This window comes from Synechococcus sp. CBW1004 (assembly GCF_015840715.1).
In the GTDB taxonomy this organism is placed as follows: Bacteria; Cyanobacteriota; Cyanobacteriia; order PCC-6307; family Cyanobiaceae; genus Cyanobium.
In genome coordinates, this window is the sequence record NZ_CP060397.1 from 3,118,013 (window position 1) to 3,144,654 (window position 26,642).

Sequence of the window (26,642 nt, forward strand, 5' to 3'; positions counted from 1 at the left end):
AGGAGCCGATCCCAGGTGTTCGGCGGGCTCCGCTGGCTGCGGTGTCTTCAGGCATGCCGCGCCGTTGGGCCGGTGTCGGTGAAGCTGACTCGCCTGCAGATACCCCGTCGTTCAGGCCAGCTCGGCTCCTGGGTAGCCGCGCGGGGTGACCATGCGGCCATCGCGGCTGTAGCTGCTGCTGTTGCCGATCAGCACCAGGGTGAGCATGTCCACCTGCTCCACCGGCAGGTCGCCGAGGCAGTGGAGGCTCACCTGTTCCTCGGGGCGCCCCAGCTGACGCGCCAGCACCACCGGAGTGGATCCGGGGCGGCCCTGCAGCAGCAACTCCACGGCACGCTGCAGCTGCCAGTCCCGCCCCAGGGAGCGTGGGTTGTACAGCGCCACCACGAAGTCGCCGGCGGCGGCGGCCTGCAGGCGCCGCTCGATCACCGCCCAGGGTGTGAGCCGGTCGCTGAGGCTGATCGTGCAGAAGTCATGCATCAGCGGAGCTCCGGCGCGGGCGGCGGCCAGCTGCAGGGCCGAGAGACCCGGGTGCACCTCGAAGCGCGGCCGATCGTCGTGAGGCTGCTGCAGCCAAAGCTCCAGCGCCAGCCCGGCCATGCCGTAAATGCCGCTGTCCCCGGAGGAGATCAGCCCCACCCGGAGCCCCGCCTGAGCCAGGGCCAGGGCCTCGGCGCAGCGGGCCCGCTCCTCCGTGAGACGGCCGTCGCGTCGCAGTTGATCTGCGCGACGCAGCGGCTCGAGCAGATCCAGATACAGGCCATAGCCCACCCAGACTGTGGCGCGGGCCAGGGCCTGGCGGGCGTCCCCACTGAGCAGATCCAGACGGCCGGGGCCGCTGCCGATCAGGTGCAGCTCGCCCCTGTGGGGGGCCCACTGATGCGTCGAGCGGGCAATGGCCAGGGTAGCGGCCCCCCGTTCGCCGGCCTCAGCCCGCCCGATCGTCTTGGTCACAGCCAGCTCGTGAGCTCCCACCGGATCGGAGGGCGCCGCCCGCAGCGCCGCGGCTTCCGCGACGCTGGCGGTGCCCATCTCCCGTGCCACCACCGCAGAGGGATGGGGGACCTCCACGGCGGCCAGGTCAGATGCGGTGAACAACCGCAGCGGCCAGCTGCGCCGTTCGGCCAGCTGCAGCAGGGCCGGCTCATCCCCCTTGCGGTCGATGCTGGCGAGTCCCGCCACGGCTTCTTTCGCGAGACCGTGGGCGGCCAGGGTCTGATCCACCAGCCGCTCCAGCAGGCTGAGGCTGGTGTCGCGTTCACAGCCGATGCCCAGCCACAGGCAGGGGGGATGCCAGCGGCAGCCGGGGCCCAGCTGTGGGCTGATCACCAGCCCGTTGTCCCCGGTGTCGAGTCGCTCCAGGGCTTCCGTCGCCGCCAGCTGTCGCCAGAGATCGAGTCCGGCCTCCTGCTCCAGGACGGGCCTGCGTCCGCGGGCCAGCTCCTGCATCAGCTGGCTCCAGTCGCCACTGCCGCGACGCCAACCCCAGGCTTTGCCGAAGGCATCGAGGCCCAGCTGACCCTGCACACTGCTGCTGCTGAGCACCGCCTGGGCCCCGAGCAGGGCAGCCACCTCCTGGCTCAGCTGCTCACCGCCGGCGGCATGGCCGCCGAGAAGAGGGATCACTGTGCGGCCCAGGGGATCGATCACCAGCACCGCCGGATCGCTGAGCTTGTCCTGAAGCAGCGGAGCGATCAGCCGTGTGACCAGCCCGCACGCCCCCACCGCCAGCACGGCGGAGCAGTGAGGCCAGTGGTGTGCCAGCCAGGACCCTGCGGATTCCGATCCTGAATCGTCACCGAGCGCATCCCGAACCGTTGAGGCCGTCTCCGCAGGCCAGCGGATCGCCTCCGTCAGGCCGGCCTGCTGCAGGCGCTGCAGCACCGGAATCGCGACGATGGAGAACCCCAGGGCGACAACGCCGTTGCCCATCCCGACGGCGTCGGATCGCGCCCCTGGCGCCGGATGCTTCGCGACGCTCATCGCTGCAGCCGCTCACGCAGGCCGGCCAGGGGGCCATGCCGTTCCGGGCGCCGCAGCGTGCCGTTGTCGTTGACCAGATCCCGGGCCCGGCCGGTCAGTGCGGTGCTCGGACGGACGCGGTTCCGGTCATCGCCGTCTTCGGAGATGGGCGCCGGTGGAGCGGCGGCCTGCACATCGGGTTCGGTTGCGGGAGGCATGGTCTGCTGGGGAGGTTCACGGCTGGGTTCGCTCGTGCCCTCTGCCGTTGCCGGAGCGGGCAGGCCTGTTTCTGGCACTGGCGTTTCCGGGGCAGGGGCAGGCTGCGGCGGCACTGACGAGTCAGCCGCTCCGCCCGGCGAGGTGGTGGCCGGGAGGCCATCCGTTGTCGGGGTTTCGGAGGGCATCCCACCCTCTCGGGTGGGTTCGCCTCGGTCGGTGGCCTGACGGTTCACCTCGGGGGAGACCCGCGATCGGGCCTCCGTCGGCACCGATGGGCTTTCCTCATCAAGGGACTGTGTTGCCGCTTCATCCTGCAGGCTGTCGGCCATCAACGCCGGCCCCTGGGTCGGCGAGCTTGTCATGGAGTGGCCGCCGTCCGCTGCCGCTGGAGCCGACTCCGGTACCTGGGCAGCCCTCAATGGCTGCCGAGCCGCTGTCTCCGGGGTCGTGGCAGAGCGATCATCCGGCGTCTGGGTTGTCAGGCTTCCCAGTGAGGAGTGGACCTGGAGGCGTTCACCAGGCGGGGATGCCGGAGGCAGCGGGATCTGAGCGGCGGCGGTCTCTGGACTGGGCTCTGCGTCGCGGTTGACCTCGGCGGGGGATGGGGGCGCCTCACCCAGAAGGATCGCCAGCTCCGTCGGGGACAAGGTGTCGCCGCGCCAGCGCGGCGACACGGCCTTGGGGCCGAGATCCACCTCCTGCACGAGGCTGTTGAACGGGGGATTGAGGGGCTCGCCCCTGCCGTCGAGCAGTTCCATGAGCAGCGCGTTCAGCCCCGGCCGCCAGCCGCGCAGCCACAGCGGTGTCTGCTGGTCGAGCAGCACAGTGTTTCCGTTGATGGACAGACGCAGGCGCCACTGGGTGCCGCTGCCGCCCACCTCCTGAAGCGGAGCATCGAGGAGAAGCCAGTCCAGCAACAGCGGCTCCCCAACGGCAGGGCCCGACGGACTCACGGCCAGCAGCTGGGGGCTGCCGAGGGCGGGCAGGCTGAGCGGATTCGGGGCCGTGCGATGCAGCCGGATCTGCTGGGCGGATCCAGGATTCTTGCGGGCTTCGCCCCAGGGCATTGCGGCATACACGGTGAGGCGGTGACTGCCCGGGCTCAGTTCCGGCATCACCCCTTCCTCGTCGGTCCAGATCCGGGGTGGTTCCTGATCGAGCTGCACCACCACATGGGGGCCCACCCCGAGGGCGCCACCATCGACCAGGGGCCAGTCATGGATCCGCAGCTTCAGGTTCCAGGGGCCCGCGGGCAGCACGCTGTCATCCCGCGGCGAGAGGATCTCCACCACCGGCTGCCGGCCGGCGAGGGCCGTCTGAAGTTGCTGGACCGCTTCCGGCGGAGACACCTCCTGCAAGGGCGCCATGCCGTGGTTCGTCAGGGCGGACTGGCTGATGGCATCACGCTGTTGTGGCTTCCAGGGCAGAGAAAGGGCAGCCACCGGAGCTGTCGGCAGGCTCACCGCCACGAGGGTCAGAACAAGGATCAGGGTGAGCAGCCGCCTCAGCGGGTCGGGGCGGCAGGAGGCAGCTGGCGGCAGACCGGGCCGGCGCCCTGGGGGGAACTGCTCGCTCCTGCCGTTCACGCCCTTGCAGCCCTGGAAAGGATTCATTCTGCCCAGGAGCCGGGCTGGGGCTGCTTGTTGAATGAAATGTGCCGATCAAGCGTGGTCAGGCAATAAACAAAGCGCGCTCGATCGAATGGTCTCGGTGATGACAACCACCTGCCAGACCCCAGTCAGGAACTGGCCTGGCCAGGGATTGAACCTTTGTAACTGCCTCCCTATTTCGCTTGATTTCGGCCCTTATACTTCCGCCAGCGGTCCCCTTTCGGGGCCCCATGCCCCAGCCGGGGGTCAGCCCTCTCCCCAGTCGGGGCAAGGGTTTTCCCGTCCCGCGGCTGGGGCCCATGGCCTGGATGGGTCCCAGCGACTCCTCCTGGTCATAGGTCCCACGGCGATCCCGGCTCCGCCCTGGCGGTGCCTTCAGGGGTCGTCGAAGGGGTGGACCTCCACCTCGATTCCGTCCCTCGAGGAACCTCTCGATGACCATCAGCCCACCAGAGCGTGGGAAAACGGCAAAGGACATGGTCGACCGGAACCGCGTTCCGGCCACGTTCGAGCTTTTCGAAAAGCCCGGCCACTTCGACCGCTCCCTTGCCAAAGGTCCCAAAACCACCACCTGGATTTGGAACCTCCACGCCAACGCTCACGACTTCGACAGCCACACGAGCGATCTTGAAGAGGTCTCTCGCAAGATCTTCTCGGCTCACTTCGGCCATCTGGCCGTCATCTTCATCTGGCTGAGCGGCGCCTTCTATCACGGGGCCCGTTTCTCCAATTACTCCGGCTGGCTCGCCGACCCCCTGCACGTCAAGCCCAGTGCTCAGGTGGTCTGGCCGATCTTCGGCCAGGAGATCCTCAATGGCGATGTGGGTGCCGGCTTCCACGGCATTCAGATCACCTCCGGCCTTTTCCATATGTGGCGGGCCTGGGGCTACACCAACGAGTTCCAGCTCCTCTGCACCGCCATCGGTGCTCTGGTGATGGCTGGCCTGATGCTCAATGCAGGCGTTTTCCATTACCACAAGGCGGCTCCCAAGCTGGAGTGGTTCCAGAACGTTGAGTCGATGCTCAACCACCACCTGGCTGGACTCCTTGGTCTGGGTTCCCTGTCATGGACAGGTCACCTGCTCCACGTGTCCCTGCCCACCACCCAGTTGATGGATGCCATTGATGCCGGCAAGCCGCTGGCCATCAACGGCAAGACCATCGCGTCGGTGGCTGACATCCCCCTGCCCCATGAGTTCCTCAACCAGGATGTGCTGGCTCAGCTCTTCCCCGGTTTTGGCGCAGGCATCTCCGCCTTCTTCACCGGCAACTGGGCGGCCTACAGCGACTTCCTCACCTTCAAGGGAGGCCTGAATCCGGTCACCGGCAGCCTCTGGATGACGGACATCGCCCATCACCACCTGGCGATTGCGGTGCTGTTCATCGTCGCCGGTCACATGTACCGGACCAACTGGGGCATCGGCCACAGCATCAAGGAGATCCTTGAGGGTCAGAAGGGCGATCCCCTTCTCTTCCCAGCACCCAAGGGCCATGACGGACTCTTCGAGTTCATGGTCAACTCCTGGCACGCCAATCTGGCCGTGAACCTGGCTCTGCTCGGTTCACTGTCGATCATCGTTGCCCACCACATGTACGCGATGCCTCCGTATCCGTACATCGGTGTGAGCTATGCCACCCAGCTCTCCCTGTTCACCCACCACGTCTGGATCGGTGGCTTCCTGATCGTCGGCGCCGGCGCCCATGCGGCCATCGCCATTATCCGGGACTACGACCCCGCCAAGCACATCGACAACGTGCTGGACCGGGTGCTCAAGGCCCGCGACGCCCTGATCAGCCACCTGAACTGGGTCTGCATCTGGCTGGGTTTCCACAGCTTCGGCCTCTACATCCACAACGACACCATGCGTGCCCTGGGCCGTCCCCAGGACATGTTCAGCGACACGGCGATCCAGCTGAAGCCGATTTTCGCTCAGTGGATCCAGGGTCTCCATGCCGCTGCCGCCGGCACCACCGCTCCCAACGCCCTCGCCGGTGTGAGCGAAGTGTTCAACGGTTCGGTTGTCGCCATCGGTGGCAAGGTCGCCGCTGCTCCGATTCCCCTGGGAACGGCTGACTTTATGGTGCACCACATCCATGCCTTCACGATCCACGTCACCGTGCTGATCCTGCTGAAGGGTGTGCTGTATGCCCGTAGCTCCCGTCTGATTCCCGACAAGGCGAATCTCGGCTTCCGCTTCCCCTGCGACGGCCCCGGCCGTGGCGGTACCTGCCAGGTGTCTGCCTGGGACCACGTGTTCCTGGGTCTGTTCTGGATGTACAACTCCCTGTCGATCGTCATCTTCCACTTCAGCTGGAAGATGCAGAGCGACGTGTGGGGCACCGTCAATGCCGACGGTTCCGTTTCTCACATCACCAACGGCAACTTCGCTCAGAGCGCCATTACCATCAATGGCTGGCTGCGTGACTTCCTGTGGGCCCAGGCCGCTCAGGTGATCAACAGCTATGGCTCCAGCTCCAGTGCCTATGGCCTGATGTTCCTGGGAGCCCACTTCGTCTGGGCCTTCAGCCTCATGTTCCTGTTCAGCGGCCGCGGCTACTGGCAAGAGCTGATCGAGTCCATCGTCTGGGCTCACAACAAGCTGAAGGTGGCCCCCGCCATCCAACCGCGGGCCCTTTCCATCACCCAGGGCCGTGCCGTCGGTGTCGCTCACTATCTGCTGGGCGGTATCGCGACGACCTGGTCCTTCTTTCTGGCTCGCATGATTGCGGTCGGCTGACCTCCACCTGACCTTTCCCAATGGCAACGAAATTCCCTTCGTTCAGCCAGGGTCTGGCACAGGACCCGACAACCCGCCGTATCTGGTACGGCATCGCCACGGCTCACGACTTCGAGAGCCATGACGGAATGACGGAGGAGCGGCTTTATCAGAAGCTGTTCTCCACCCACTTCGGTCACCTGGCGATCATCGGCCTCTGGGTTTCGGGCAACCTGTTCCATATCGCCTGGCAGGGCAACTTCGAGCAGTGGGTCGCCGATCCCCTGCACGTTCGTCCCATCGCACACGCGATCTGGGATCCCCATTTCGGCCAGGGCGCCATCACCGCCTTCACCCAGGCAGGCGCCTCCTCTCCGGTGAACATCGCCTATTCCGGTCTGTACCACTGGTGGTACACGATCGGCATGCGCACCAACGCCGAGCTCTATCAGGGTTCCATCTTCATGATGATCCTGTCGGCCTGGGCCCTGTTCGCTGGCTGGCTGCATCTCCAGCCCAAGTTCCTGCCTTCTCTGGCCTGGTTCAAGAACGCCGAGTCGCGTCTGAACCATCACCTCGCCGTTCTGTTCGGCTTCAGCTCGATCGCCTGGACCGGTCACCTGGTCCACGTCGCCATCCCTGAATCCCGTGGTGTTCACGTGGGTTGGGACAACTTCCTCTCGGTGTCTCCGCATCCGGCAGGTCTGGCTCCCTTCTTCACCGGCAACTGGGGCGTTTACGCCCAGAACCCCGACACTGCCAATCAGATCTTCGGCACCTCCACCGGTGCCGGTACCGCGATCCTCACCTTCCTGGGTGGTTTCCACCCCCAGACCGAGGCTCTCTGGCTCACGGACATCGCCCATCACCACCTGGCGATTGGCTGCCTGTTCGTGATTGCCGGTCACATGTACCGGACCAACTTCGGCATCGGCCACTCGATCCGAGAGATCCTCGAAGCCCACAATCCGCCCAAGGGCACCCCTGGTGATCTGGGCGCCGGCCACAAAGGTCTCTATGACACGATCAACAATTCCCTGCACTTCCAGCTGGGTCTTGCTCTGGCCAGTCTCGGTGTGGTGACCAGCCTGGTGGCACAGCACATGTATGCGCTGCCGTCCTACGCGTTCATCGCGAAGGACTACACCACCCAGGCCGCCCTCTACACCCACCACCAGTACATCGCCATCTTCCTGATGTGCGGTGCCTTTGCTCACGGTGCGATCTTCTTCATCCGTGACTACGACCCCGAAGCCAACAAGAACAATGTGTTGGCCCGGATGCTCGAGCACAAGGAAGCGATCATCAGCCACCTGAGCTGGGTGTCCCTGTTCCTCGGTTTCCACACCCTGGGTCTTTACGTCCACAACGACGTGGTCGTGGCCTTCGGCACCCCCGAGAAGCAGATCCTGGTTGAACCCGTGTTCGCCCAGTTTGTGCAGGCCTCCAGCGGCAAGGCGCTCTATGGCATGGATGTCCTGCTCGCCAACGCCAACAGCCTGGTGAGCAATCCTCCTGGCCCCGGTGGCGCCTGGATCCCTGGCTGGATCGATGCTGTCAACGCCGGCAACAACTCGCTGTTCCTGCCGATCGGCCCTGGTGACTTCCTGGTCCATCACGCCATCGCTCTGGGTCTGCACACCACCACCCTGATCCTGGTCAAGGGTGCTCTGGATGCCCGGGGTTCGAAGCTGATGCCTGACAAGAAGGACTTCGGCTACTCCTTCCCCTGCGACGGCCCCGGCCGTGGCGGCACCTGCGACATCTCGGCCTGGGATGCCTTTTATCTGGCTCTCTTCTGGGCTCTGAACACCGTCGCCTGGGTGACCTTCTACTGGCACTGGAAGCACCTCGCCATCTGGCAGGGCAACGTGGCTCAGTTCAACGAGTCGAGCACCTACCTGATGGGTTGGTTCCGCGATTACCTGTGGCTCAACAGCTCGCAGCTGATCAACGGCTACAACCCCTTCGGTTCGAACAACCTGGCTGTCTGGGCCTGGATGTTCCTGTTCGGCCACCTGGTGTGGGCCACCGGCTTCATGTTCCTGATCTCCTGGCGGGGTTACTGGCAGGAACTGATCGAGACCATCGTCTGGGCTCACCAGCGCACGCCGCTGGCCAACCTGGTCGGCTGGCGCGACAAGCCTGTCGCTCTCTCGATCGTTCAGGCCCGTGTCGTGGGTCTCGCTCACTTCACGATCGGCTTCATCCTCACGTATGCCGCCTTCCTGATCGCCTCAACCTCCGGCAAGTTCGGCTGATTCCTTCAGCCCACTTGCTTCCCCTTGAGGGACGACACTGCCCCCGGCCTCCAGCCGGGGGCTTTTTTGTGGCGATGCTCCCACACCATCGCGATCTGATCCACTGCCGCCTCCTTCGGTCGATCTCCTGCGTCAGGATGCGGGCGCAACTCGCTGCGCCACAGAGACTCAGCTGCGTGACAGTGCAGGCGCGGGAGAACGGGACTCTGTCTCTCCTGTCTGCCATTGTCCGTGCTGTGTTGAGTTTCCGTGAGGCCTGCCATTCATGCATGCGGAGGCCATCGCCTCTGAGTCCGGAACAAGGCTCCTCCTGGACCTGGGGCGGGTGTCCTTGATCGGATCGGGATGCCAGGCATCACCAGATGGGGATCGTTAAACTCACCGCCATTGCAACTTCATTCCGCTGCGCGTTCAGGTTCACATGGAGTTGTCCATGACTGCGGAACCTCTGGCGGGCCTGCTGGAGAGAGTGGAACGTGAACTTCTGGCGACTGATTGCGTCAGGAGTGTGGATCCCCATGATCCGGTAAGGGTTGAGAATCCCCCTCAACCTTGGACGGTGGTTGGCTGCGGTAATTATGCGGCTGTCTTTTTACACCCAGGTCATCCGGATCTGGTGGTGAAAGTCTATGCGCCCGGGCGTGAGCAGGGGATCGCGTTGGAGGCCGAGGTGTATCGGCGTATCGGGCGCCATCCTGCCTTGTCTGAGTGTTTCCACGTCGGCGGCAACTATCTCGTCCTGCGGCGTCTGCATGGCAGGACCTTGTATGACTGCGTCCGCCATGGAATCAGGATTCCTCCGCAGGCCATCGCTGACATCGATGCGGCCCTCAAATATGCCGTGCTGCGTGGCCTGCATCCCCATGATGTGCATGGCCGCAACCTGATGCTGCACCAGGGGCGGGGCTTCATCGTTGACCTGTCCGACTTTCTCAATCCAGAACCCTGTCGCGCCTGGCAGGATCTGCGCCAGGCCTATCGCTGGCTTTATCGACCCCTGATCGCTCCTCTGCGCCTGCGCCTGCCGGGGTCTCTGCTCGATGCCACCCGCCGTTGTTATCGCCTGTACCGCCACCTTTTGCATCGCAACCGCAGGTGCTGAACCCCTCCCTCGTTCGCTGGCAGGTGCCTATAAAAAAAGACCCGGCGTCAGCCGGGTCAGATGTTGATTCCATCAAGGAATTGGTATGCCAGTGGATGGCGGTGTGGAGCTCAACCGGTTCGGCAGATCGTCAGCCGACGCTCCAGACACCACCGGCGATCTTCACCAGGGGAGCCACCAGAGCGGTGCTGCAGAGGAACCAGGCGAAGGCGGCACCGCCGCACCCACCCAGCCAGAAACCACTGGCGAATTCGGCCCAACCGGCCTTGGTGAACAGGTCGGCAGGCGGATTGTCGATCGTCGCGTCGGCAGGCTGCACGTTCGGACCGTTGCCGGCGGTGCCGTAGATCGACAGGCACACCGTCAGGATCGACACCAGGCCGATCGTCGCCAGGAGACCGGCGGTGCTGGAGAACTCGGTGTTGCGCAGCGGGCCGGTGAGGGCGAAGGGGCCGTAGAGGAAGAAGCCATGGGCCATCCCGACCTCCAGGCCGCGCCGGTTCGGCGACAGGGAGGGGCGGTAGGCGGGCAGGGCGTTGAGGAAGGCCCGGGTGAAGTAGCTGCTGTTGACGGGAGTGGCCAGGTTGCCGACGCAGGGATCGGCCACGGGGGTCACGGTCATCGGAGGGGAGGTGAGCGGGAGGGCGCTGGATGGATGGGGCATGCACGCATGCACGACCCGGAAGTTGGCTGGCTCAGGGTGCCTGGTGGCAGGCGGTCGGAGTCGACGCCCCCGGATCAGTCGCGGGCTTCGATCACGTTGAACAGCAGGGCCATCGCCACGGCGGGGCCCAGGATTCCCACCAGGGGGACGAACACAGACGGCATCCAGGCGGCCGCGAAATCTCCAATCATGGCGAGGGCATGGTCAACCGCCGGTACTGTAAGGAGAGCTCCCGATCGGGCTCCAGCCGCTCGACGGTGGCGACATAAAAGTTCAGCCCTTCTGCGTAAGCCCGTGATGAATGCCTCCATCCCCGCGGCGCTGCTCATGCTGCTGCTCGCAGGCGGCTGGTGGCTGGGCCGGCGTCGCCCTCGACCCTTTCTGCGCAGCACCGACACCACCGCAGTGGCGGATCTCAACCGCGCCCAGATCGAGCGAATGCTTCTCCGCACGGCAACGCCGTCAGAGGAGGAGGAGCGGGACCCTGCCGCGACCGGGATCATGCCGCTCCGGCCCGCTGCGACCGGAGCGGTGGCGGGTGTGTCCGCCCTGCCTCTGCAGCGCGGCGAGCGCCGCCGACGGTTGCGCGAGCTGCATGGCTGGATGCGGGGCAGTCGCGAGCAGCGCCTGCGGGCGCTGGCCATCGCCCGGGGCTCCAGTGGTCGTGAGGTGCTGCCGTTGCTACGGCTTGGGCTGCGCGATCCGGATCCGGCGGTGATGGCGTCTGCTGCAGCGGCCATGGAGCGTTTCCGCGGCCGCACCGCTGCGGATCGGCAGCTCCCTGGGGTGGGCCTCAAGAGCCGGCGAGCCCTGATTCAGCCCACCGGGGCGGCGACGCCGCCGCCGCGCAGTGTGTTGCGCACCCGGTAGATGGGCCGCCCCTGGCTTTCGTGGTAGGTGCGCATCTGCAGTTCCGCCAGCAGCCCGAACCCGAACAGCTGCACACCGCTCAGGATCGCGAGCACAGCCAGCAGCAGCAGTGGGCGGTTGCCGATGTCCACACCCAGGAACAGCTTCTCGCCGACCAGCCACAGGGCCATCAGCAGTCCGGCGCTGAGGCTGACCAGGCCGGCGAAGCCGAACACATGCATGGGGCGTGTGAGGAAGCGCTTCATGAACCACACCGTGAGCAGATCCATCAGCACCCGGAAGGTTCGATCAATGCCGTACTTGCTCTGGCCGTAGCGGCGGGGGTGATGGTTCACCTGAACTTCCCCGATGCGGGCCCCTTCGATGTAGGCCAGAGCCGGGAGAAAACGATGCAGTTCTCCGTAGAGATTCATGTCGGCCACCACTTCGCGGCGGTAGGCCTTCAGCGAGCAGCCGTAATCATGCAGCCTTACCCCGGTCACCCTGGCGATCAGCCGATTCGCCAGCAGGGAGGGCAGCAGACGACTGACGCGGTTGTCCTGGCGCTGGTGGCGCCAGCCGCTGACCAGATCGAGGTGGCCACGCTCGAGCTGCTCAAGCAGCAGGGGAATGTCGGCTGGATCGTTCTGCAGGTCACCATCGAGCGTCACGATCACCTCGCCTCGGCTGGCATCGAATCCGGCGGCCATGGCGGCGGTCTGGCCGTAGTTGCGACGCAGCAGAACCGCCACCAGCTCCGGGATGCGGTCCACGTGGTCTCGCAGCACCGCGGCGGTGCCATCGCGGGAACCGTCGTCCACAAGGACGATCTCGAAGCTGCGACCCAGAGGCCGCAGGGCGGCCAGCAGCTGTTCGATGAGATGAGGAAGGCTTCCCTCCTCGTTGTAGAGGGGCACCACGACCGAGAGGCTGGGGGTGAACTCGGCCGTCATGGACGGGGGCAGCAGGGTTCTGCTGACCTTAGGGGCAAGCGGAGACGCCCTTCAGGCGGGGAGGGGGGTGCCGTCGTGGCTGTGCATGACCCGTCCGGCCCCACGGAGTTCGTTGCGGTAGTGGCAGGCCACGGGGTCCCGGTTGCGGGGATGGAGCGTGTCGATCCCGATGCCGTTCCGTCCATGTTCGCGGCCGGAGCTGTGCAGGTAGTGCCCATCGCCCAGATGCAGCCCCACATGGGTGCAGCGGCGCGGGCTGCCGAAGAAGATCAGATCGCCCGGTTGCAGCAGGCTGGTCTGGCCCGGCTGCACCGCCACCGGGCGGCAGAAGCGTTCCTGCAGATAGGCATCGCGGGGAAGCCAGATCCCCACGCTGGCGAAGGCGCTCTGCACCAGGCCGGAGCAGTCGAAGTCGGGACCGAGCGTGCCGCCCCAGAGATAGATGTTGGGCTCGGCCATGGCCGCCCGCCCGAAGGCGAGAACCTGATCCAGTCGTGCAGCGATGGCGGCTCGATCCCACGGCCGCGCCGGGGGCGGCTGTGCCGGCTCCCCATGCCGGATCAGCGCGTCGGGCTCCAGCCAGCAGGGGTAGCCGTCCTCCACCAGCCGCACCTGCAGACGTGAGGTGGGCAGGCCGGTGCGGGCCTCACTGGCCGCCAGCACGCGCAGGAAGCGACCCCGTCGCACCTGGGTGGCCAGGCCGGGACCAGAGGAACGGCTGTAGGCGTCGAGATCTCCATGGAGCCGCCAGGTGCTGCCGACGGGGACAGCGCCCCCCATCGGCCTGGGGCTGTTCAGGGCGTGGGAGGTCGCCGGGTCCACGCTGCTGCCAGGTGCCATCTCGCTGCCTAATGTCGCCATCCAGCCTGTCTGCGTTGATGGCGTTCTACAGCCCGGATGGCGCGATGGACCAGAGGCTCGAGGCCCTGGTGCAGCGTCTTGCCGGCGAGAGGGGAGAGGCGCTGGCCCGTGGGTTGTCGATCACCTGGCTGCGCTACCCCGCTTCGTTGCTGCCGCAGGGACCGGAGGGGCAGGCGGCCAATGCCTGGCGTGCTGTCGCAGGCGTCGGGTCGGCCAGTCCGGCCCGCGGTGCCTGCTGGCTGGGTGCGCGGCTGCGGGATCCGGGTCATCTGGTGCAGCTGCCCTATCTGATCGCCAGCGAGCGATGGCTGCAGCGGGGTCTGCTGGAGGACGAGCCGGAGCTGCGTCGTGCCCAGCGGGCGATGATCCGCCGTGGCAGCCATGACGCCACCTCCTATGTGGTGGACCGGCTCAGCGGCACCACCAGCGGCCCGGCTCTCGCCCCGACCGGCCGGGACGTCTGGGAAAACCAACGGCTGCTGGTCAACCGCTGGTTGATTTCGTTGGGCTGGGCCGAACTGGAGGGCTGTCATGCCGCGCAGAAGACCTGGCAGGACGGTCCCTATGGCCGGGAGCGGCAGTTCATCGGACGTGATCTTGAACACGCCAACCGCTTCAGCACGGACGGCCTCGCGCGCCTGTTCGAGGGGGTGTTGGCCGGCACCCTGATTTCACCGCCCGCCTGCCAGCGCATGTGCAATCTGCTCGCGGTCCAGGAGCCTGAGGGCATGGCGGACGCCGATCCGCCCGCAGGTGTGTCGTCACTGTTGCCGCCAGCGCAGTCGGGATGGCAGCGGTTCTGGGGGCGGGGTGGTCACGGGCCTGGGACCCATCAGCTGGCCCTTTACGGTGAAGGCGAGGGGCCGGCCCCGGCGCTGCTGGTGGTGCTTGTGGAGCGCAGGGCGGCTGACGGCACGGATGGCCTGATGGCCGAGATCGTGGCCGAGCTCCTCGGCGCTGAGGAGGCGGTCGGCTGAGCCCAGCGGTGGATCGATCCGGCACGGAGCCGATCGAGTGGGCTGGCCTGCGGAGTCTGCTGCGCGTGGGTGGCGGGCAACCTGGGGTGAGGGTCCTTCGCAGCAGGGCCGGGTCTTCCCCGGCCCATGGCTGAGTTGCCCACAGAAGCCCCGGGTCATTCCAGAGTTCCGAAGCGCAAGGTCACTCCGCGAGTGGCAGGAGTGCACAGCGGGAGCCTGGACTTCGACAAGGGAATGTCAAGACTGAATACAGGCGATCGTCGCCTGAGGGTCCTGGTCTCAGTTCAACGGAGAGGGAGGGATTCGAACCCTCGACAGAAGTTGCCTCCTGTAACTCCTTAGCAGGGAGCCGCTTTCAACCACTCAGCCACCTCTCCAGCGGCCCTGAGAGCTTACCTGACAGGTCGCCGGCCGTTCAGCCGCCCCGGAAGATGCGCGGCACCCGCCGGTTGTCCACCCGAACCAGCAGGTCGTAGGGGATGGTGCCGGCCTGTCGGGCGGCCTGTTCAGGGCGCAGCACCTGGCCTTCATGGGCGCCGAAGATCAGCACCTCATCCCCAACCGCGGCGCCTGGCAGTGGATCGAGGTCGATCGCCATGGAGTCCATCGAGACGCGGCCCAGCACCCGCAGCCGCTGGCCCTGCATCATCACCTCGCCTCCCTGGCCGAAGCTCCAGGGCACTCCGTCGTTGTAGCCAGCGGCGACGATCCCGATGCGCTGCTGCTTGGCGCTGACCTGGTAGGTGCCGTTGTAGCCGATCCGCTGGCCCCGCTTGAAGCGGCGCACCTGCACCAGACGGCTGACGAAGGCCAGCGCCGGCTCCAGTTCAATGGCTGCCTCGATCGCCGGCGAGGGGTGGATGCCGTACAGCCCCAGGCCGATCCGCACCATGTCATGGCGCGCCTGGGGGAAGCGCACCGCCCCTGAGGTGGCGGCGGCATGCACCAGCAGAGGGCCCTCCGCTTCGGCGCGGATGGCCGCCACGGCGGCCTCGAAGCAGCGCAGCTGGGCGTCGGTATCCGCATCGGCAGCCGGGTCGTCGGCGCTCGCCAGGTGCGTCATCAGTCCGCTCAGCCGCGCCACACCCGACTCCCTCAGCAACCGGGCCGTGGCCAGGGCCTCGTCGGGGCTGACGCCGACCCGGCCCATGCCCGTGTCGATCTCCAGGTGCACCTCCAGGCTGGCGCCCATCGACCGCAGGGATGTCACCAGAGCGTGGGCGAAGGCCGGGGAATACACCACCGGCGTCAGCCGCCAGCGCACTGCCTTGTCCACCTCATCGATGTCCATCAGCATCACCAGGACGGGCCGCTGCACGCCGGCGCGGCGCACCGCCGCACCTTCATCGGCGGCCGAGACGCCGATCCAGTCGATGCCGCTGTCCTGCAGCGCGGTGGCCAGGCGGGCCAGCTCGGTGCCGTAGGCCCACGCCTTGAGCACCGCCAGGATCCCCACCCCAGGACCGCAGAGGCTGCGGAAACGGGAGACGTTGTCCCGGATGGCATCCAGATCCACCAGCAGGCGCCGAGGCGCCATCGACTCCCAGATCGACTGCGCGGCGCGGCTCAGCTCCTGACGGGCCGCTCCCTTGAACAGCACCGTGTCACCGGGCCGGGTCAGCTCGTGGATGCCGCTGCGCAGGGCAGTCGCGTCCTCCACGCACAGAGCAGGCGTCTCCGGGTGCAGGCGAGCCCAGCCAGCGGCGGTGTGGCGTTGGGCCGGGTGAGGAAGCAGCAGCAGGCGGCTGAATCCGCGCTCGGCGGCCAGTTGTCCGATGAAGGCGTGTTCGCGGGCCTCGCTGGCGCCCAGTTCACCCATCCCCCCGAAGACGAACAACCGCCGCCCCGTCTCCGGTGAGGCGCCGACGGTGTCGAGGGCCGCCTGCACCGAGATCGGATCGTCACTGGCGGTGTCATTGATGATCGTGATGCCCTCCGGCGTGCGCCAGGTTTCCATGCGGGTCGGCCCGAAGCTGTAGTCGCGCAGCACCGCCAGCAGCTCATCGGCGGGGACACCCAGCTCGATCGCCGCCGTGAGGGCGATCAGCAGGTCTTCCACCAGGGGGGCGGAGCGTGTGCGCACGGGCACCTGCATGGGGCCGGCGCCGAGGTCGAGATCAAGCAGCAGGCCGTTCCCGTCGGGGCGCTGGCCCAGCAGCCGGGGGGGCTGGACGCCGGGATGGAGGCGGCGGCAGGGCAGCGGCAGGGCCTCCACCAGCGGATCGGGAGGCGCGATCAGCCAGCCTTGCGGGCCGATCCCGGCGAACAGCTTCATCTTTTCGCGGGCGGTCACCGCGCGGCTGCCGAAGCCCGCCAGATGAGCGAGGCCGATGTTGACCAGCACACCGAAGTCGGGAGCCAGGATCGCTTCAAGGCGCTCCATCTCGCCCGGGGCGGAAATCCCGGCCTCAAAGACCCCCAGCTCGGTGCCGGGCGGCGCAGTGAGCACGGCCAGCGGCACTCCCACCTGGCTGTTCCAGCTGCCGGGGCTGGCGGCCACGCGATAGCGACCGGCCAGCAGGGCCGTCAGGGCGCTCTTGACCACGGTCTTCCCATTGCTGCCGGTGATCGCCACCACCCGCTGGATGTGGCTGCGTCGGTACCAGGCCGCCAGCTGCTGCAGCGCCGTCAGAGGGTCGTCCACCAGAAGGTGGGCGCAGCCGGGAGAGGCTGGTGGAGTTTCCCTCTGCCGGGCCCAGCTGCGACGCACCACGACCACCGAGGCCCCGGCGGTTTCGGCGGCCTCCACATAGGCATGGCCGTCGCGGCGGCGGCCGCTCAGGGCAAAGAACAGATCTCCCGGCAGCACCCGGCGTGAATCGATCGCCACCGACCGGGGCGGTGCCACGGTGGGATGGCCCCGCAGCTGACCCTGCAGCAGGTCGGCGAGGGCAGCAGGGGAGGGCAGGGACATCGGTGGTGGTGACCCGGACGGCGGCCGGTGGTGGTCGACACCGACTCTGCTGGTCGGGCTGGTTAGCATTTTGTCGATCAAGGCAGTGGCGATGGGCCACGTTCTCGTCCTCAACGCCTCCTACGAACCTTTGAACATCACCACCTGGAAACGGGCGATGGTGATGCTTCTCAAGGGCAAGGCCGAGGGGCTGGAACACCATGCTTCGCGCCTGATCCGTCCGGATCATCGGCTGCCCACGGTGATCCGTCTGCGCCAGTTCGTGCGCGTTCCCTACCGGCAGATGCCGCTGACTCGGCGTAACGTCTTTCAACGTGATGGCCATATCTGTCAGTACTGCGGATTCCATGGGGAGCCGCTCTCGATCGATCACGTGATCCCTCGCAGCCGCGGCGGTGCCGACGTGTGGGAGAACGTCACGACGGCCTGTCTACCTTGCAATGTGCGCAAGGGAAGTCGCACCCCACGTGAGGCCGGCATGCCCCTGAGACGGGAACCACGGCGACCACCGACGAGCCTCACCCTGGAGACGATGCGTCGCATCCGCGATGGTCAGCACCAGGAATGGGCCAAGTATGTGATCGGGATGGAGCTGCAATCCGGCTGAGGGTGTCAGCGGACGTGCTGTTCAGCCCTGGGAGCCCGATGCCTGCAGCACCAACTCCTCCAGGCGTCGGCTCTGTTCGGCAGCGATCGAGGCGTCCACCAAGGTGTCAAGGTCACCATTGAGAACAGGTTCAAGCGAAAAGTTTCGGCCCAACCGGTGATCGGTGACGCGATTGTCCTTGTAGTTGTAGGTGCGGATCTTTTCACTGCGATCCCCCGTTCCCACCTGCGCCAGACGGGCGGACCGCTCCTCGGCGCTGGCGGCGGCCAGCTCACGTTCGTAGAGCTTGGCCCGCAGGATCTCCATCGCCCGTTCGCGGTTCTGCAGCTGAGAGCGCTCCTGGGTGCAGAACACCCGGATGCCGGTGGGTTTGTGCAGGAGATCCACCGCCGTTTCCACCTTGTTGACGTTCTGGCCTCCAGCACCGCCGGAGCGGGCCGTGCTGATCTCCAGATCGCCGGGATCGATCTGCACCTCGACAGGATCGGCCTCCGGCATCACCGCCACCGTGGCCGTGGAGGTGTGCACCCGTCCCTGGGATTCGGTGGCGGGCACCCGCTGCACCCGGTGCACCCCGGCTTCGAACTTGAGCCGGCTGAACACCGACTCGCCGCGGATGGAGAGGATCAGTTCGCGGTAGCCGCCCAGATCGGCCTCCGTGGCGCTGATCGCCTGCACCTGCCAGCCATGGCTCAGGGCGTAGCGCTCGTACAGGCGTGCCAGGTCGCCGGCCCAGAGACAGGCCTCATCGCCTCCGGCCCCGGCGCGGATCTCCAGCATCACGCTGCGTTCATCGCGGGGATCGCTGGGGAGAAGCCCCAGGGTGAGCTGCCTCTGTACGGCATCGATCCGGCTCTCCAGCTCCTGCACTTCGGCATTGGCCAGTTCCACCAGCTCCGCCATGGCAGGGTCGTCGCGATGCTCGCGCAGCAGTTGACGGGCCTCCTGCTGTTCGCGCCGCAGCTTCTGCCAGAGAGCGTGGTCGCGCACCAGCGGCTCCAGCCGGGACCGTTCCCGCGCAATCGTCTGCAGGCGGTCCGGGTTCGAGGCGATCGCCGGGTCGGCCAGCTGACGTTCGAGGCTCTCGAAGCTGCGGCAGGCTGATTCCAGACGTTCTTGGAGCAGGACGGGATCCATGGGCGGGGGAGATCCCCGGTCAGGGGTCGGTGAATGGTGCGAAAGTCCAGCTTCCAGGGTGGGCGCAACGCCGACCGGCGAGGCATCTCAGGCCTGGGTGTTCGGTCGCTGCTGGGTTCTGGGGATGGATTTGGGGACTTCGATGGGAGGAGACCGGCCACATGGACCGTCTCTTCGGGGATTGACCTGCGACCCGCGGTGGCAGGGGGGGCTGGTTGCATGAGAGCAGTTTTCAGCTGCTGCGACGCTGCGGCTCCACATCCGGTTCCCGATCGAGACGGGCCCACCTGAGTGGCCGCCGATCCGCACCCCTGTGAGACCCCAGGCGACTGGGCTCGACTCGACCGGGAACCATCCAGATGCCCGATGCCGGCTGTCGCCCACCTGGTGGCGGTGTCCGAGCCAGACGAACATCCGGGGCAAGAACCCCAGGTCCGGGGAGGGCGTCACGAGGGGCGTGCCTGCTCGGTCCGCTCAGACATCAAAAGCCGGGTGCCCGCTTGGAGCACCCGGCTGTGATGGACAGGGAAAGAGCCCCATTCGCGGAGGCTGGAGGACAACCTGAGCGAGCTGAATCTCGATCCCGGTGAGTGGGCTCGGACTGAGGGGTCTCAGCGATCGAGCAGCGCCCTGGCAACCCGGGTGTGGCCTCGGGGCCTGTGACGGGAATCAGCCGGCCTTGGCTTCCTTGTCCTTGGTGGCTGTCGCACTGCCCATGCCGTACTTGCGCATGAAGCGGTCCACGCGGCCTTCGGTATCCAGAATCTTCTGGGTGCCGGTATAGAAGGGGTGATTGCCGCTCCACACATCGACGTGCAGCTCAGGCTGGGTGGAGCCGGTGGTCATCACCACCTCTCCATTGCAGATCACCTTGGCGTCGGGATACCAGGTGGGGTGAATGTCGGCCTTCGGCATGGCGGAGGAGAACAGGTGGAGAACAGAAAGCGCAGTGCCGGGATCGGTCAGCGCTTGGAGAACTGAGGTGCCTTGCGAGCTTTCTTCAGGCCGTACTTGCGGCGCTCCTTGGCGCGGGGATCGCGGCTCAGATGGCCTTCCACCTTGAGCGGCTTGCGGTTATCGGGGGAGAGATCGCAAAGAGCGCGGGCGGCACCCTGCTTGATCGCGTCGGCCTGGCCGGTGAGGCCGCCACCGCGCACGTTGACTAGCAGGTCGTACTGGCCCTCGAGACCCAGGGTCTGCAGGGGAGCCTTGACGGCCGCCAGATAGACGGGGTTGTAATTGAGGTAATTGTCGCCGGGGCGACCATTGATCGTGACGCTGCCCGACCCGGGCACAACACGCACACGGGCAACGGCCGTCTTGCGGCGGCCGGTTCCCCAGTAGACGACGCGATTGGAGGAGCTGGTCATCAGAGGGCGGAGGAGGCGGGATCGAGGGCGAGGGGCTGGGGCTGCTGAGCGGTGTGGGGATGCTCGCTGCCGCGGTACACCTTCAGCTTGCGAAACATCTGGCGGCCGAGGGCGTTGTGGGGAAGCATGCCCTTGATCGCCACCTCCACAATGCGCTCAGGCAGGCGGGCCTGCAGATGCGCGAAGGTCTCGGTCTTCATGCCGCCCGGACGACCGGAGTGGCGGCGGTAGAGCTTGTCGGTGGCCTTGTTGCCGCTCACCCGCACCTTCTCGGCATTGATCACCACGACGAAGTCGCCGGTGTCGAGGTGAGGGGTGTAGGTGGGCTTGTTCTTGCCGCGGAGAATCTGGGCCACTTCACTGGCCAGGCGTCCGAGGGTCTGATCCGCAGCGTCCACCACGTACCACTGACGGTCGAGGGAGGCGAGGGAGGGCAGGGTTGTCTTGTTCATTGCGCGATGTGCGCCTTCAATGCGCCTGTGGGCACCGGTGGGACCGGCTGGTGAAAACCATCCGTAAGTGCGCCTCCTGAATTGGGAGGGAACTCGGGGGTGGTCGGAGCCCCAGTGCCGCGGGATCGGGAAAGACGGCTCAGAGGCCATGTTTCACCGGCCGCGCCTGGCGACTGGGAGCGTGGAACAGAAGAAGCCGGAACCAAGTGCCGGTGCTCCGGAGGCACCATCGAACCGAGAAAGCTCCAAAGAGCCGTCTGGACCGTTGATCTCACGGAACCGTCTTCTGGATCCCGCGGTGCACAGGCACCGGAGGGGAATCAAGCGATTCCAGCTGAAACCGCGGTTGGCAATCATACCAGGCGGCTCTGGGGAAGATCTCCTGGGGGTAGCCGACCCGCAGCAGGCAGAGCCCCTGGGGCGGTGCGGCCTCCTTCACCTCCCCGCGGGCACGTCCCTGCCAGCGCAGCCGGAAGGAGTCGGGGCTGAGGCGACCCTCACCGACGGCCACGAGCTGGCCCATCAGCAGGCGCACCATGCCGTAGAGGAATCCACTGGCCTGGATCTCGCAGACCAGCAGGTCGCCCTGGCGCTGGAGCTGCACCTCCTGAACCGTGGTGCGCGCATGGCGGCGGCGGCTGCCGGCGCGCTGGAAGGCGCTGAAATCGTGCTCTCCCAGAAGATCTTCGAGGGCTGCGGCCATGGAGGCCTCATCGAGGCGTACCTGGTAGCGATGCCAGCTCCAGGGGGCGAGGAACAGATTGGGCGTGCGACCGTTGTAGAGGGTGTAGCGGTAGCGGCGATAGCAGGCCGTGAAGCAGGCGTGCCAGTCGGCTGCCACCTCGGCGGCGGCCCTCACCCGGATGCTGGACGGCAGACGCCCGTTGAGAGCCTTGGGCCAGCGATGGGCCGGGATCGGACCAAGACTGTCGAAGTGCACCACCTGAGCGGCGGCGTGGACGCCCGTATCGGTTCGGCCGGCGGCCACGCAGGAGCGCAGCGGTTCAGGTTCCAGGGACGCGATGGCCTCATCGAGCACCTCTTGCACGCTGAGCCCGTTCGTCTGCCGCTGCCAGCCGTGGTACGCGGAGCCGTCGTACTGCAGGCAAAGGGCGATGCGGCGCCGCGGCATTGATGCCGCCGGAGTCGTAGCGACCGTCAACTCCGGGGAGCCTCCGTCGGGCTGTCCCGGAGGGGGCGCTGGGTTGCTCTGCGCCCCCGCTGTCGTCGGCAGTCGCGGCTGGGGAGTGTCCTGCATGCGCCTGTTCGATTCGGCCGCTTCCGGCCCATCCCAAGGGTCGGGCATCTGGTCGGGCCGTCCGATGGGAGTCGGGTTCGGGTCCATCGATTCAAAAAGACAGCCGCGGGACATCCCTGGAGGAGTCCCGCGGCTGGCCATGCATGGCTTGCTGAATCGGGCCCATGTGGGCACCCGCCGGCTGCGTTGGCTGGCTGTAGTTCAGACCAGCTCGATGATCGCCATCTCGGCGTTGTCACCACGACGGCGGACTGTGCGGATGATGCGGGTGTAGCCACCGTTGCGCTCGCCATAGCGCTCCTGCGCCTTGTCGAAGAGGGCATGCACCAGCTGTTTGTCGTAGATGTAACCCATGGCACGGCGTCGGGCCGCGAGGCTGCCCTCCTTGGCCAGGCTGATCATGCGCTCGGTTTCATCGCGCAGGGCTTTGGCGCGGGCCTTGGTCGTGGTGACGCGACCCTCACGGATCAGCTGGGTGGTGAGACCACGCAGCATGGCCTTGCGTTGGTCGGCGGGGCGTCCCAGGAGCGGGACTCGGCACTGGTGTCGCATGGTTCAGGTGGGAATCAAGGTCGCGTCTTGTGAAGGGTTGAGCCTCTCGATGCTCAGGCTGTCGTCCGGCTCTGGGGCAGCGAGATTCCGATGCGCTCGAGCGCTTCGATCACCTCATCGGCCGACTTGGAGCCGAAGTTCTTGATCTCCAGCAGATCTTCGTAGCTGAAGCCCATCAGGTCGGAGACGGAGTTGACCTGGGCACGCTTGAGGCAGTTGTAGGCGCGCACCGACAGGTTGAGCTCCTCCAGGGGGATCTGGGCCTCGGCGGAAGGCTCGGGCTCCAGCCCAGGCTCCTCGGCCATGGTGAGGCTGGCGAGGGGCTGGATCAGGCTGATCAGATAATTGGCCGCCTGAGCCATCGCATCATCGGGGGTGATGCTGCCGTTGGTCTCGATCTCCAGGCGCAGCCGCTCGCGTGCGGAGCCGCCCTCACCGACGGCCGTTTCGTCAACGCTGTAATTGACGCGGCGCACCGGCATGAACACGGCATCGATCTGGAGAAGATCAATGGCGCTGGTGTCCTCCTGATGGCGGTCGACCGGGCGATAGCCGACGCCCCTCTCGACGTGAACCTCCATCTCCAGGCTGTGGCCTTCGGCCACCACGGCGATCGGGCGGGCGCCATCAATCACCTGGACCTGCGATGAGAACTGCAGATCGGAGGCGGTGACGGTGGTGGGGCCGTTGACGATCAGACGGCCGATCTCCAGTTCGCGGCTGCGGCTGTTGACCGGGATTGATTTGCAGTTCAGCAGGATGTCGAGAACGTCCTCACGCACACCGGGCACAGTGGCGTATTCATGGTTGACGCCGGCGATGCGCACGGCGGTGATCGCGCTGCCTTCGAGGCCGCCGATCAGCACACGACGGAGGGCGGTGCCCAGAGTTGTCGCCTGGCCACGCTCCAGCGGGCCGATCAGGAAGACGCCCGTCTGGGAACGGTCGTCGGCAACCCGGTGCTCGACACGGTCGATCTGGTACTGCAACACGGTCAGGGGAGACGGAAAGGGAACGGTGCCACGGAGTGGGTGTGGCGGAGCCGCGGAACGCAGGCGCGGAGTTGAATCCGGAATCAGACGCGGCGGCGCTTCGAACGGCGGCAGCCGTTGTGGGGCAGCGGGGTGACGTCACGGATCAGGGTGATCTCCAGGCCAGCCACCTGCAGGGCCCGGATCGCCGTTTCCCGGCCGGAACCGGGACCGCGCACCAAAACCTCGATCTGGCGCATGCCCTGCTCGAGAGCCCGTCGTGCGGCTGCTTCGGCGGCGGTCTGGGCGGCGAACGGGGTCCCCTTGCGGGCGCCCTTGAAGCCGCTTGCGCCGGCGGAGGACCAGCTGATCACTTCACCGGCGGTGTCAGTGATCGAGACGATCGTGTTGTTGAAGGTGCTCTGGATGTGGGCGACGCCGTTGGGGACGTTGCGCTTGGCCTTCTTGGGGCCGGTTTTCTTGGCGGGCTTGGCCATGGAGAAGCCCTGCAGCAGCAGGGAGGTGATCGTGGGACGAAAGCAGGTGGTTCCGGTGACGCCCGTTGTGCCGCTGGCGGCAGGGCGGCGGAACCGGGGGGATGCGGCGGCTTACTTCTTCTTGCCGGCCACAGTTTTGCGGGCACCTCGGCGGGTACGCGCATTGGTGCGGGTGCGCTGGCCGCGAACCGGCAGGCCCATGCGATGGCGGCGGCCACGCAGGCAGCCGATGTCCTGAAGACGCTTGAGGGCCATGCCCTCTTCGCGCCGCAGGTCGCCCTCAAGGGTGAAGGCCTCGGCGGCATTACGCAGCTTCTGCACATCGGCGTCGCTGAGGTCCTTGACGCGGGTGTCAGGGTTGACGCCGGTCTTGGCCAGAATCTTTTTGGCTCGGGTCAGACCGATGCCGTACACGTAGGTGAGAGAAATCTCAATCCTCTTGTCGCGAGGGATGTCGATACCGGCGATCCGGGCCACGTGGAAAAACGAACAGGGGGCAGGGGGGTCCGCCGAGGCGGAGCTTGAAGCGTTCTGGAAGCGGGCGGTTCACCGGAGCGTGAACCGCGCAGCGAGGGAAGGGTCAGCCCTGGCGCTGCTTGTGCTTCGGGTTGGTGCAGATCACCATCACCCGGCCGTGGCGACGGATCACCCGGCACTTGTCGCACATCTTCTTGACTGAGGCACGCACCTTCATGGGATCTGTGCTCTGCGAATTTGCAAACAAACAGCCTACCATGTGGTGGAGCAGCCTCAGGCCTTCGTGAGCGTCGTGATCCGGGCTGCGATCTCCTCGACGGTGCCTGCGGCCTCAACGGCCTGCAGCAGGCCCAGGTCGCGGTAGTGGCTGATCAGGGGGGTGGTCTGCTCGCGGTAGACCGTGAGACGGTGGCGGATCACCCCCTCGTTGTCGTCGCTCCGGCCGCGGCTGAGCAGGCGCTGGATCAGCAACGCGTCGTCAAGCTCCATCAGCACCACCAGTTCGATGGGCTGGCCGAGCTCCAGAAGCAGGGCATCAAGGGCCTCCGCCTGGGAAAGATTGCGGGGGAAGCCGTCCAGCAGCCAGCCGCCGCTGCACTGCTGCAGGCGTGAGCGCACGATGGCGAGCACCAGTTCGTCGCTGACCAGTTCGCCGCGTGCCATCACGGCCTCGGCCTGGCGACCCAGTTCACTGCCGACCTGAACTTCGGCCCGCAGCAGATCGCCGGTCGAAAGGTGCAGCAGGCCCTGGGACTCGGCCAGCAGCTGGGCCTGAGTGCCCTTGCCGGCTCCGGGGGGACCGAGAAAGAGGAGGCGTTGCTTCATGGCGGAGGGGAGGAGAGGGGAGAGGGGCTCGTCGGGAAGGCGGTCATTGCCGCACCATGCCCTCGTAGCGCTGGGAGATCACGTAGGTCTGAACCTGCTTGGCGGTGTCAATGGCGACGCCCACCAGGATCAGCAGGGAGGTCGCCCCGAGACCCTGGAATGTCCGCACCTGGGTGGCCCCTTCAACGGCCGAAGGGATGATCGCCACCGCACCGAGGAACAGGCCGCCCAGCAGAGTGAGGCGGTTCTGGACACCCATCAGATAGTCGGCCGTGGCCGAGCCTGGCCTGACGCCGGGGATCGCGACGCCCCCTCGCTTGAGATTGGTGGCGATGTCGACCGGATTGACCGTGAGCGAGGCGTAGAAGAAGCCGAAGCCCAGGATCAGGCCGAAGAAGACCAGGGCGTACAGCCAGGGGGTGCTGCTGTTGGGGCTCAGGTAGCCCGCCACCTTGATCAACCAGCTGCTGCGGGTGAGGTTGGCGATCGTCAGGGGCAGGAACACCACCGCCGAGGCGAAGATGATCGGCATCACACCGCCGGCGTTGAGCTTCAGAGGGAGATAGCTCTGGCGGGAGCTCAGCATGCCGGAGCCTCCCACCTGGCGTTTGGCGCTGACGATCGGGATGCGTCGGCTGCCTTCCTGCACGAAGATGATGCCGATGATCGTCACCAGAAAGACGAGCACGAGCACCACGATGCCGCCGACGGTGCTGCGGTCACCCGTCTGAGCCAGCTGAATGGTGGAGCCCAGCGCCTTCGGCAGCGTGGCGACGATGTTGATGAAGATCACCAGGGAGGCGCCCTGGCCGATGCCGCGTTCGGTGATCACCTCGCTGATCCACATCACCACCATCGAGCCCGTCACCAGTGCCAGGGAGGTCTGCAGCACGAACAGCCAGTCGGGCAGACCCGGCAGGGCGTACTGGCGCAGGATCAGGGCGAAGACGACGCTCTGCAGGATGCCCCAGCCGAGCGCGACGTAGCGCGTGATCTGGGCGATCTTGCGCCGACCGGCCTCACCCTCATTCTTCTGCAGATCCTCCAGCTGAGGCAGAGCTGCGGTGAGCAGCTGCAGGATGATCGAGGCGTTGATGAACGGCAGGATTCCGAGGGCGAAGACCCCCAGCGTCGAGAGGCCGCCGCCGGTGAAGATGTCGAGGAAGCCGATCAGCTGGCCGCCGCGGGACAGAAAGTCCTGGAAGGCAACGCGATCGATCCCGGGCACGGGGATGTAGATCCCCAGCCGAACCAGCATCAGCAGGCCCAGGGTGGTGAGCACCCGATCCCGGAGGGTCTTGGCCTGGAACAGCTGGCTGAGGATTTCAGCGGCGCTTGGATTGCGCCCCCTGCTGACGACCATGGGGGAGAAGGGAGGGAAGGAAGAGGCCCGCGGATCGGGGCCGG

Annotated in this window: 25 protein-coding genes and 1 tRNA gene; 6 read left to right on the forward strand and 20 right to left on the reverse strand. The window is 66.5% G+C overall.

What is annotated here, in order from left to right; translation table 11 throughout:
* Positions 1 to 111: 111 nt before the first annotated feature.
* Together cobJ and H8F25_RS14760 are read right to left on the reverse strand one after the other, a co-directional pair.
* A complete protein-coding gene (gene cobJ, locus H8F25_RS14755; protein ID WP_197213937.1) occupies positions 112 to 1,932 on the reverse strand; it encodes a precorrin-3B C(17)-methyltransferase in 1,821 nt (606 codons plus the stop codon).
* 47 nt (positions 1,933 to 1,979) lie between these two features.
* Complete coding sequence (locus H8F25_RS14760; RefSeq protein ID WP_231596885.1) at positions 1,980 to 3,794, reverse strand: hypothetical protein; 1,815 nt, start codon at positions 3,792 to 3,794, stop codon at positions 1,980 to 1,982.
* 431 nt (positions 3,795 to 4,225) lie between these two features.
* Between H8F25_RS14760 and psaA the strand changes: the two genes are divergently transcribed.
* The 3 genes from psaA (at position 4,226) to H8F25_RS14775 (ending at position 9,871) form a co-directional block, all read left to right on the forward strand.
* Positions 4,226 to 6,529 (forward strand): photosystem I core protein PsaA, encoded by a 2,304-nt coding sequence (psaA, locus tag H8F25_RS14765; protein ID WP_197211053.1) that lies wholly within the window; start codon positions 4,226 to 4,228, stop codon positions 6,527 to 6,529.
* 20 nt (positions 6,530 to 6,549) lie between these two features.
* Positions 6,550 to 8,769, forward strand: a complete 2,220-nt coding sequence (gene psaB / locus H8F25_RS14770) for a photosystem I core protein PsaB (protein WP_197211054.1) — start codon at positions 6,550 to 6,552, stop codon at positions 8,767 to 8,769.
* Positions 8,770 to 9,190: 421 nt separating this feature from the next.
* Positions 9,191 to 9,871 (forward strand): serine/threonine protein kinase, encoded by a 681-nt coding sequence (locus tag H8F25_RS14775; RefSeq protein WP_231596886.1) that lies wholly within the window; start codon positions 9,191 to 9,193, stop codon positions 9,869 to 9,871.
* Positions 9,872 to 10,001: 130 nt separating this feature from the next.
* On the opposite strand, the gene H8F25_RS14780 is transcribed toward H8F25_RS14775, so the two are convergent.
* Entirely contained in the window at positions 10,002 to 10,493 is a 492-nt protein-coding gene (locus tag H8F25_RS14780) for a photosystem I reaction center subunit XI (RefSeq protein WP_197211055.1), read from the reverse strand.
* Positions 10,494 to 10,609: 116 nt separating this feature from the next.
* Complete coding sequence (locus H8F25_RS14785) at positions 10,610 to 10,726, reverse strand: photosystem I reaction center subunit VIII (RefSeq protein WP_197211056.1); 117 nt, start codon at positions 10,724 to 10,726, stop codon at positions 10,610 to 10,612.
* Between the two features lie 106 nt (positions 10,727 to 10,832).
* Between H8F25_RS14785 and H8F25_RS14790 the strand changes: the two genes are divergently transcribed.
* Positions 10,833 to 11,405 carry a hypothetical protein gene (locus tag H8F25_RS14790; RefSeq protein WP_197211057.1) on the forward strand — a complete coding sequence of 191 codons (573 nt, stop codon included), beginning with the start codon at positions 10,833 to 10,835 and terminating at the stop codon, positions 11,403 to 11,405.
* On the opposite strand, the gene H8F25_RS14795 is transcribed toward H8F25_RS14790, so the two are convergent.
* A complete protein-coding gene (locus H8F25_RS14795) occupies positions 11,351 to 12,337 on the reverse strand; it encodes a glycosyltransferase family 2 protein (RefSeq protein WP_197211058.1) in 987 nt (328 codons plus the stop codon). The two genes, H8F25_RS14790 and H8F25_RS14795, sit on opposite strands and share 55 nt — an antisense overlap.
* Before the next feature lie 51 nt (positions 12,338 to 12,388).
* The gene (locus H8F25_RS14800) at positions 12,389 to 13,117 is read right to left on the reverse strand and encodes a C40 family peptidase (RefSeq protein WP_231596887.1); all 729 of its coding nucleotides are present in this window, start codon (positions 13,115 to 13,117) and stop codon (positions 12,389 to 12,391) included.
* Between the two features lie 98 nt (positions 13,118 to 13,215).
* Here H8F25_RS14800 and H8F25_RS14805 point away from each other — a divergent pair, with 98 nt between their 5' ends.
* The gene (locus tag H8F25_RS14805) at positions 13,216 to 14,175 is read left to right on the forward strand and encodes a hypothetical protein (protein WP_197211060.1); all 960 of its coding nucleotides are present in this window, start codon (positions 13,216 to 13,218) and stop codon (positions 14,173 to 14,175) included.
* A gap of 288 nt (positions 14,176 to 14,463) precedes the next feature.
* Here H8F25_RS14805 and H8F25_RS14810 read toward each other — a convergent pair.
* Together H8F25_RS14810 and alr are read right to left on the reverse strand one after the other, a co-directional pair.
* A tRNA-Ser gene (locus H8F25_RS14810) sits at positions 14,464 to 14,552 on the reverse strand.
* 38 nt (positions 14,553 to 14,590) lie between these two features.
* On the reverse strand, positions 14,591 to 17,089 hold the full coding sequence (alr, locus tag H8F25_RS14815) for an alanine racemase (protein ID WP_197211061.1): 2,499 nt from the start codon (positions 17,087 to 17,089) through the stop codon (positions 14,591 to 14,593).
* 91 nt (positions 17,090 to 17,180) lie between these two features.
* Here alr and H8F25_RS14820 point away from each other — a divergent pair, with 91 nt between their 5' ends.
* Positions 17,181 to 17,696: an HNH endonuclease gene (locus tag H8F25_RS14820; protein ID WP_197211062.1), complete on the forward strand. Its 516-nt coding sequence runs from the start codon at positions 17,181 to 17,183 to the stop codon at positions 17,694 to 17,696.
* Between the two features lie 21 nt (positions 17,697 to 17,717).
* On the opposite strand, the gene prfA is transcribed toward H8F25_RS14820, so the two are convergent.
* The 12 genes from prfA to secY all read right to left on the reverse strand — a co-directional run bounded on the left by prfA (position 17,718) and on the right by secY (position 26,598).
* The gene (prfA, locus tag H8F25_RS14825) at positions 17,718 to 18,833 is read right to left on the reverse strand and encodes a peptide chain release factor 1 (RefSeq protein WP_197211063.1); all 1,116 of its coding nucleotides are present in this window, start codon (positions 18,831 to 18,833) and stop codon (positions 17,718 to 17,720) included.
* A 669-nt stretch (positions 18,834 to 19,502) separates the two neighbouring features.
* Positions 19,503 to 19,748, reverse strand: coding sequence for a 50S ribosomal protein L31 (gene rpmE, locus H8F25_RS14830; protein WP_197211064.1), 246 nt, complete (start codon positions 19,746 to 19,748; stop codon positions 19,503 to 19,505).
* Positions 19,749 to 19,795: 47 nt separating this feature from the next.
* Entirely contained in the window at positions 19,796 to 20,203 is a 408-nt protein-coding gene (rpsI, locus tag H8F25_RS14835) for a 30S ribosomal protein S9 (RefSeq protein ID WP_197211065.1), read from the reverse strand.
* Complete coding sequence (gene rplM / locus H8F25_RS14840; RefSeq protein WP_197211066.1) at positions 20,203 to 20,655, reverse strand: 50S ribosomal protein L13; 453 nt, start codon at positions 20,653 to 20,655, stop codon at positions 20,203 to 20,205. The genes rpsI and rplM overlap by 1 nt, the downstream gene beginning before the upstream one ends.
* Positions 20,656 to 20,926: 271 nt before the next feature.
* Positions 20,927 to 21,787: a tRNA pseudouridine(38-40) synthase TruA gene (truA, locus tag H8F25_RS14845; protein WP_197211067.1), complete on the reverse strand. Its 861-nt coding sequence runs from the start codon at positions 21,785 to 21,787 to the stop codon at positions 20,927 to 20,929.
* A 327-nt stretch (positions 21,788 to 22,114) separates the two neighbouring features.
* A complete protein-coding gene (gene rplQ, locus H8F25_RS14850) occupies positions 22,115 to 22,465 on the reverse strand; it encodes a 50S ribosomal protein L17 (RefSeq protein WP_197211068.1) in 351 nt (116 codons plus the stop codon).
* Positions 22,466 to 22,518: 53 nt separating this feature from the next.
* Positions 22,519 to 23,457 carry a DNA-directed RNA polymerase subunit alpha gene (locus H8F25_RS14855; RefSeq protein WP_197211069.1) on the reverse strand — a complete coding sequence of 313 codons (939 nt, stop codon included), beginning with the start codon at positions 23,455 to 23,457 and terminating at the stop codon, positions 22,519 to 22,521.
* A gap of 83 nt (positions 23,458 to 23,540) precedes the next feature.
* Positions 23,541 to 23,933, reverse strand: a complete 393-nt coding sequence (gene rpsK, locus H8F25_RS14860; protein ID WP_006910768.1) for a 30S ribosomal protein S11 — start codon at positions 23,931 to 23,933, stop codon at positions 23,541 to 23,543.
* 111 nt (positions 23,934 to 24,044) lie between these two features.
* Positions 24,045 to 24,410: a 30S ribosomal protein S13 gene (gene rpsM / locus H8F25_RS14865; protein ID WP_197211070.1), complete on the reverse strand. Its 366-nt coding sequence runs from the start codon at positions 24,408 to 24,410 to the stop codon at positions 24,045 to 24,047.
* Between the two features lie 103 nt (positions 24,411 to 24,513).
* Complete coding sequence (gene rpmJ / locus H8F25_RS14870; RefSeq protein ID WP_006173336.1) at positions 24,514 to 24,627, reverse strand: 50S ribosomal protein L36; 114 nt, start codon at positions 24,625 to 24,627, stop codon at positions 24,514 to 24,516.
* A gap of 56 nt (positions 24,628 to 24,683) precedes the next feature.
* Positions 24,684 to 25,235 (reverse strand): adenylate kinase, encoded by a 552-nt coding sequence (locus tag H8F25_RS14875; RefSeq protein ID WP_197211071.1) that lies wholly within the window; start codon positions 25,233 to 25,235, stop codon positions 24,684 to 24,686.
* A 43-nt stretch (positions 25,236 to 25,278) separates the two neighbouring features.
* On the reverse strand, positions 25,279 to 26,598 hold the full coding sequence (gene secY / locus H8F25_RS14880; protein WP_197211072.1) for a preprotein translocase subunit SecY: 1,320 nt from the start codon (positions 26,596 to 26,598) through the stop codon (positions 25,279 to 25,281).
* Positions 26,599 to 26,642 lie beyond the last annotated feature (44 nt).

Excerpts from the sequence above, each read along its gene's own strand:
- cobJ (WP_197213937.1), bottom strand. The coding sequence starts at position 1,932 with ATGGGCAACGGCGTTGTCGCCCTGGGGTTCTCCATCGTCGCGATTCCG.
- H8F25_RS14760 (WP_231596885.1), bottom strand. The coding sequence starts at position 3,794 with ATGAATCCTTTCCAGGGCTGCAAGGGCGTGAACGGCAGGAGCGAGCAG.
- psaA (WP_197211053.1), top strand. The coding sequence starts at position 4,226 with ATGACCATCAGCCCACCAGAGCGTGGGAAAACGGCAAAGGACATGGTC.
- psaB (WP_197211054.1), top strand. The coding sequence starts at position 6,550 with ATGGCAACGAAATTCCCTTCGTTCAGCCAGGGTCTGGCACAGGACCCG.
- H8F25_RS14775 (WP_231596886.1), top strand. The coding sequence starts at position 9,191 with ATGGAGTTGTCCATGACTGCGGAACCTCTGGCGGGCCTGCTGGAGAGA.
- H8F25_RS14780 (WP_197211055.1), bottom strand. The coding sequence starts at position 10,493 with ATGACCGTGACCCCCGTGGCCGATCCCTGCGTCGGCAACCTGGCCACT.
- H8F25_RS14785 (WP_197211056.1), bottom strand. The coding sequence starts at position 10,726 with ATGATTGGAGATTTCGCGGCCGCCTGGATGCCGTCTGTGTTCGTCCCC.
- H8F25_RS14790 (WP_197211057.1), top strand. The coding sequence starts at position 10,833 with ATGAATGCCTCCATCCCCGCGGCGCTGCTCATGCTGCTGCTCGCAGGC.
- H8F25_RS14795 (WP_197211058.1), bottom strand. The coding sequence starts at position 12,337 with ATGACGGCCGAGTTCACCCCCAGCCTCTCGGTCGTGGTGCCCCTCTAC.
- H8F25_RS14800 (WP_231596887.1), bottom strand. The coding sequence starts at position 13,117 with ATGGGGGGCGCTGTCCCCGTCGGCAGCACCTGGCGGCTCCATGGAGAT.
- H8F25_RS14805 (WP_197211060.1), top strand. The coding sequence starts at position 13,216 with ATGGCGTTCTACAGCCCGGATGGCGCGATGGACCAGAGGCTCGAGGCC.
- alr (WP_197211061.1), bottom strand. The coding sequence starts at position 17,089 with ATGTCCCTGCCCTCCCCTGCTGCCCTCGCCGACCTGCTGCAGGGTCAG.
- H8F25_RS14820 (WP_197211062.1), top strand. The coding sequence starts at position 17,181 with ATGGGCCACGTTCTCGTCCTCAACGCCTCCTACGAACCTTTGAACATC.
- prfA (WP_197211063.1), bottom strand. The coding sequence starts at position 18,833 with ATGGATCCCGTCCTGCTCCAAGAACGTCTGGAATCAGCCTGCCGCAGC.
- rpmE (WP_197211064.1), bottom strand. The coding sequence starts at position 19,748 with ATGCCGAAGGCCGACATTCACCCCACCTGGTATCCCGACGCCAAGGTG.
- rpsI (WP_197211065.1), bottom strand. The coding sequence starts at position 20,203 with ATGACCAGCTCCTCCAATCGCGTCGTCTACTGGGGAACCGGCCGCCGC.
- rplM (WP_197211066.1), bottom strand. The coding sequence starts at position 20,655 with ATGAACAAGACAACCCTGCCCTCCCTCGCCTCCCTCGACCGTCAGTGG.
- truA (WP_197211067.1), bottom strand. The coding sequence starts at position 21,787 with ATGCCGCGGCGCCGCATCGCCCTTTGCCTGCAGTACGACGGCTCCGCG.
- rplQ (WP_197211068.1), bottom strand. The coding sequence starts at position 22,465 with ATGCGACACCAGTGCCGAGTCCCGCTCCTGGGACGCCCCGCCGACCAA.
- rpsK (WP_006910768.1), bottom strand. The coding sequence starts at position 23,933 with ATGGCCAAGCCCGCCAAGAAAACCGGCCCCAAGAAGGCCAAGCGCAAC.
- rpmJ (WP_006173336.1), bottom strand. The coding sequence starts at position 24,627 with ATGAAGGTGCGTGCCTCAGTCAAGAAGATGTGCGACAAGTGCCGGGTG.
- H8F25_RS14875 (WP_197211071.1), bottom strand. The coding sequence starts at position 25,235 with ATGAAGCAACGCCTCCTCTTTCTCGGTCCCCCCGGAGCCGGCAAGGGC.
- secY (WP_197211072.1), bottom strand. The coding sequence starts at position 26,598 with ATGGTCGTCAGCAGGGGGCGCAATCCAAGCGCCGCTGAAATCCTCAGC.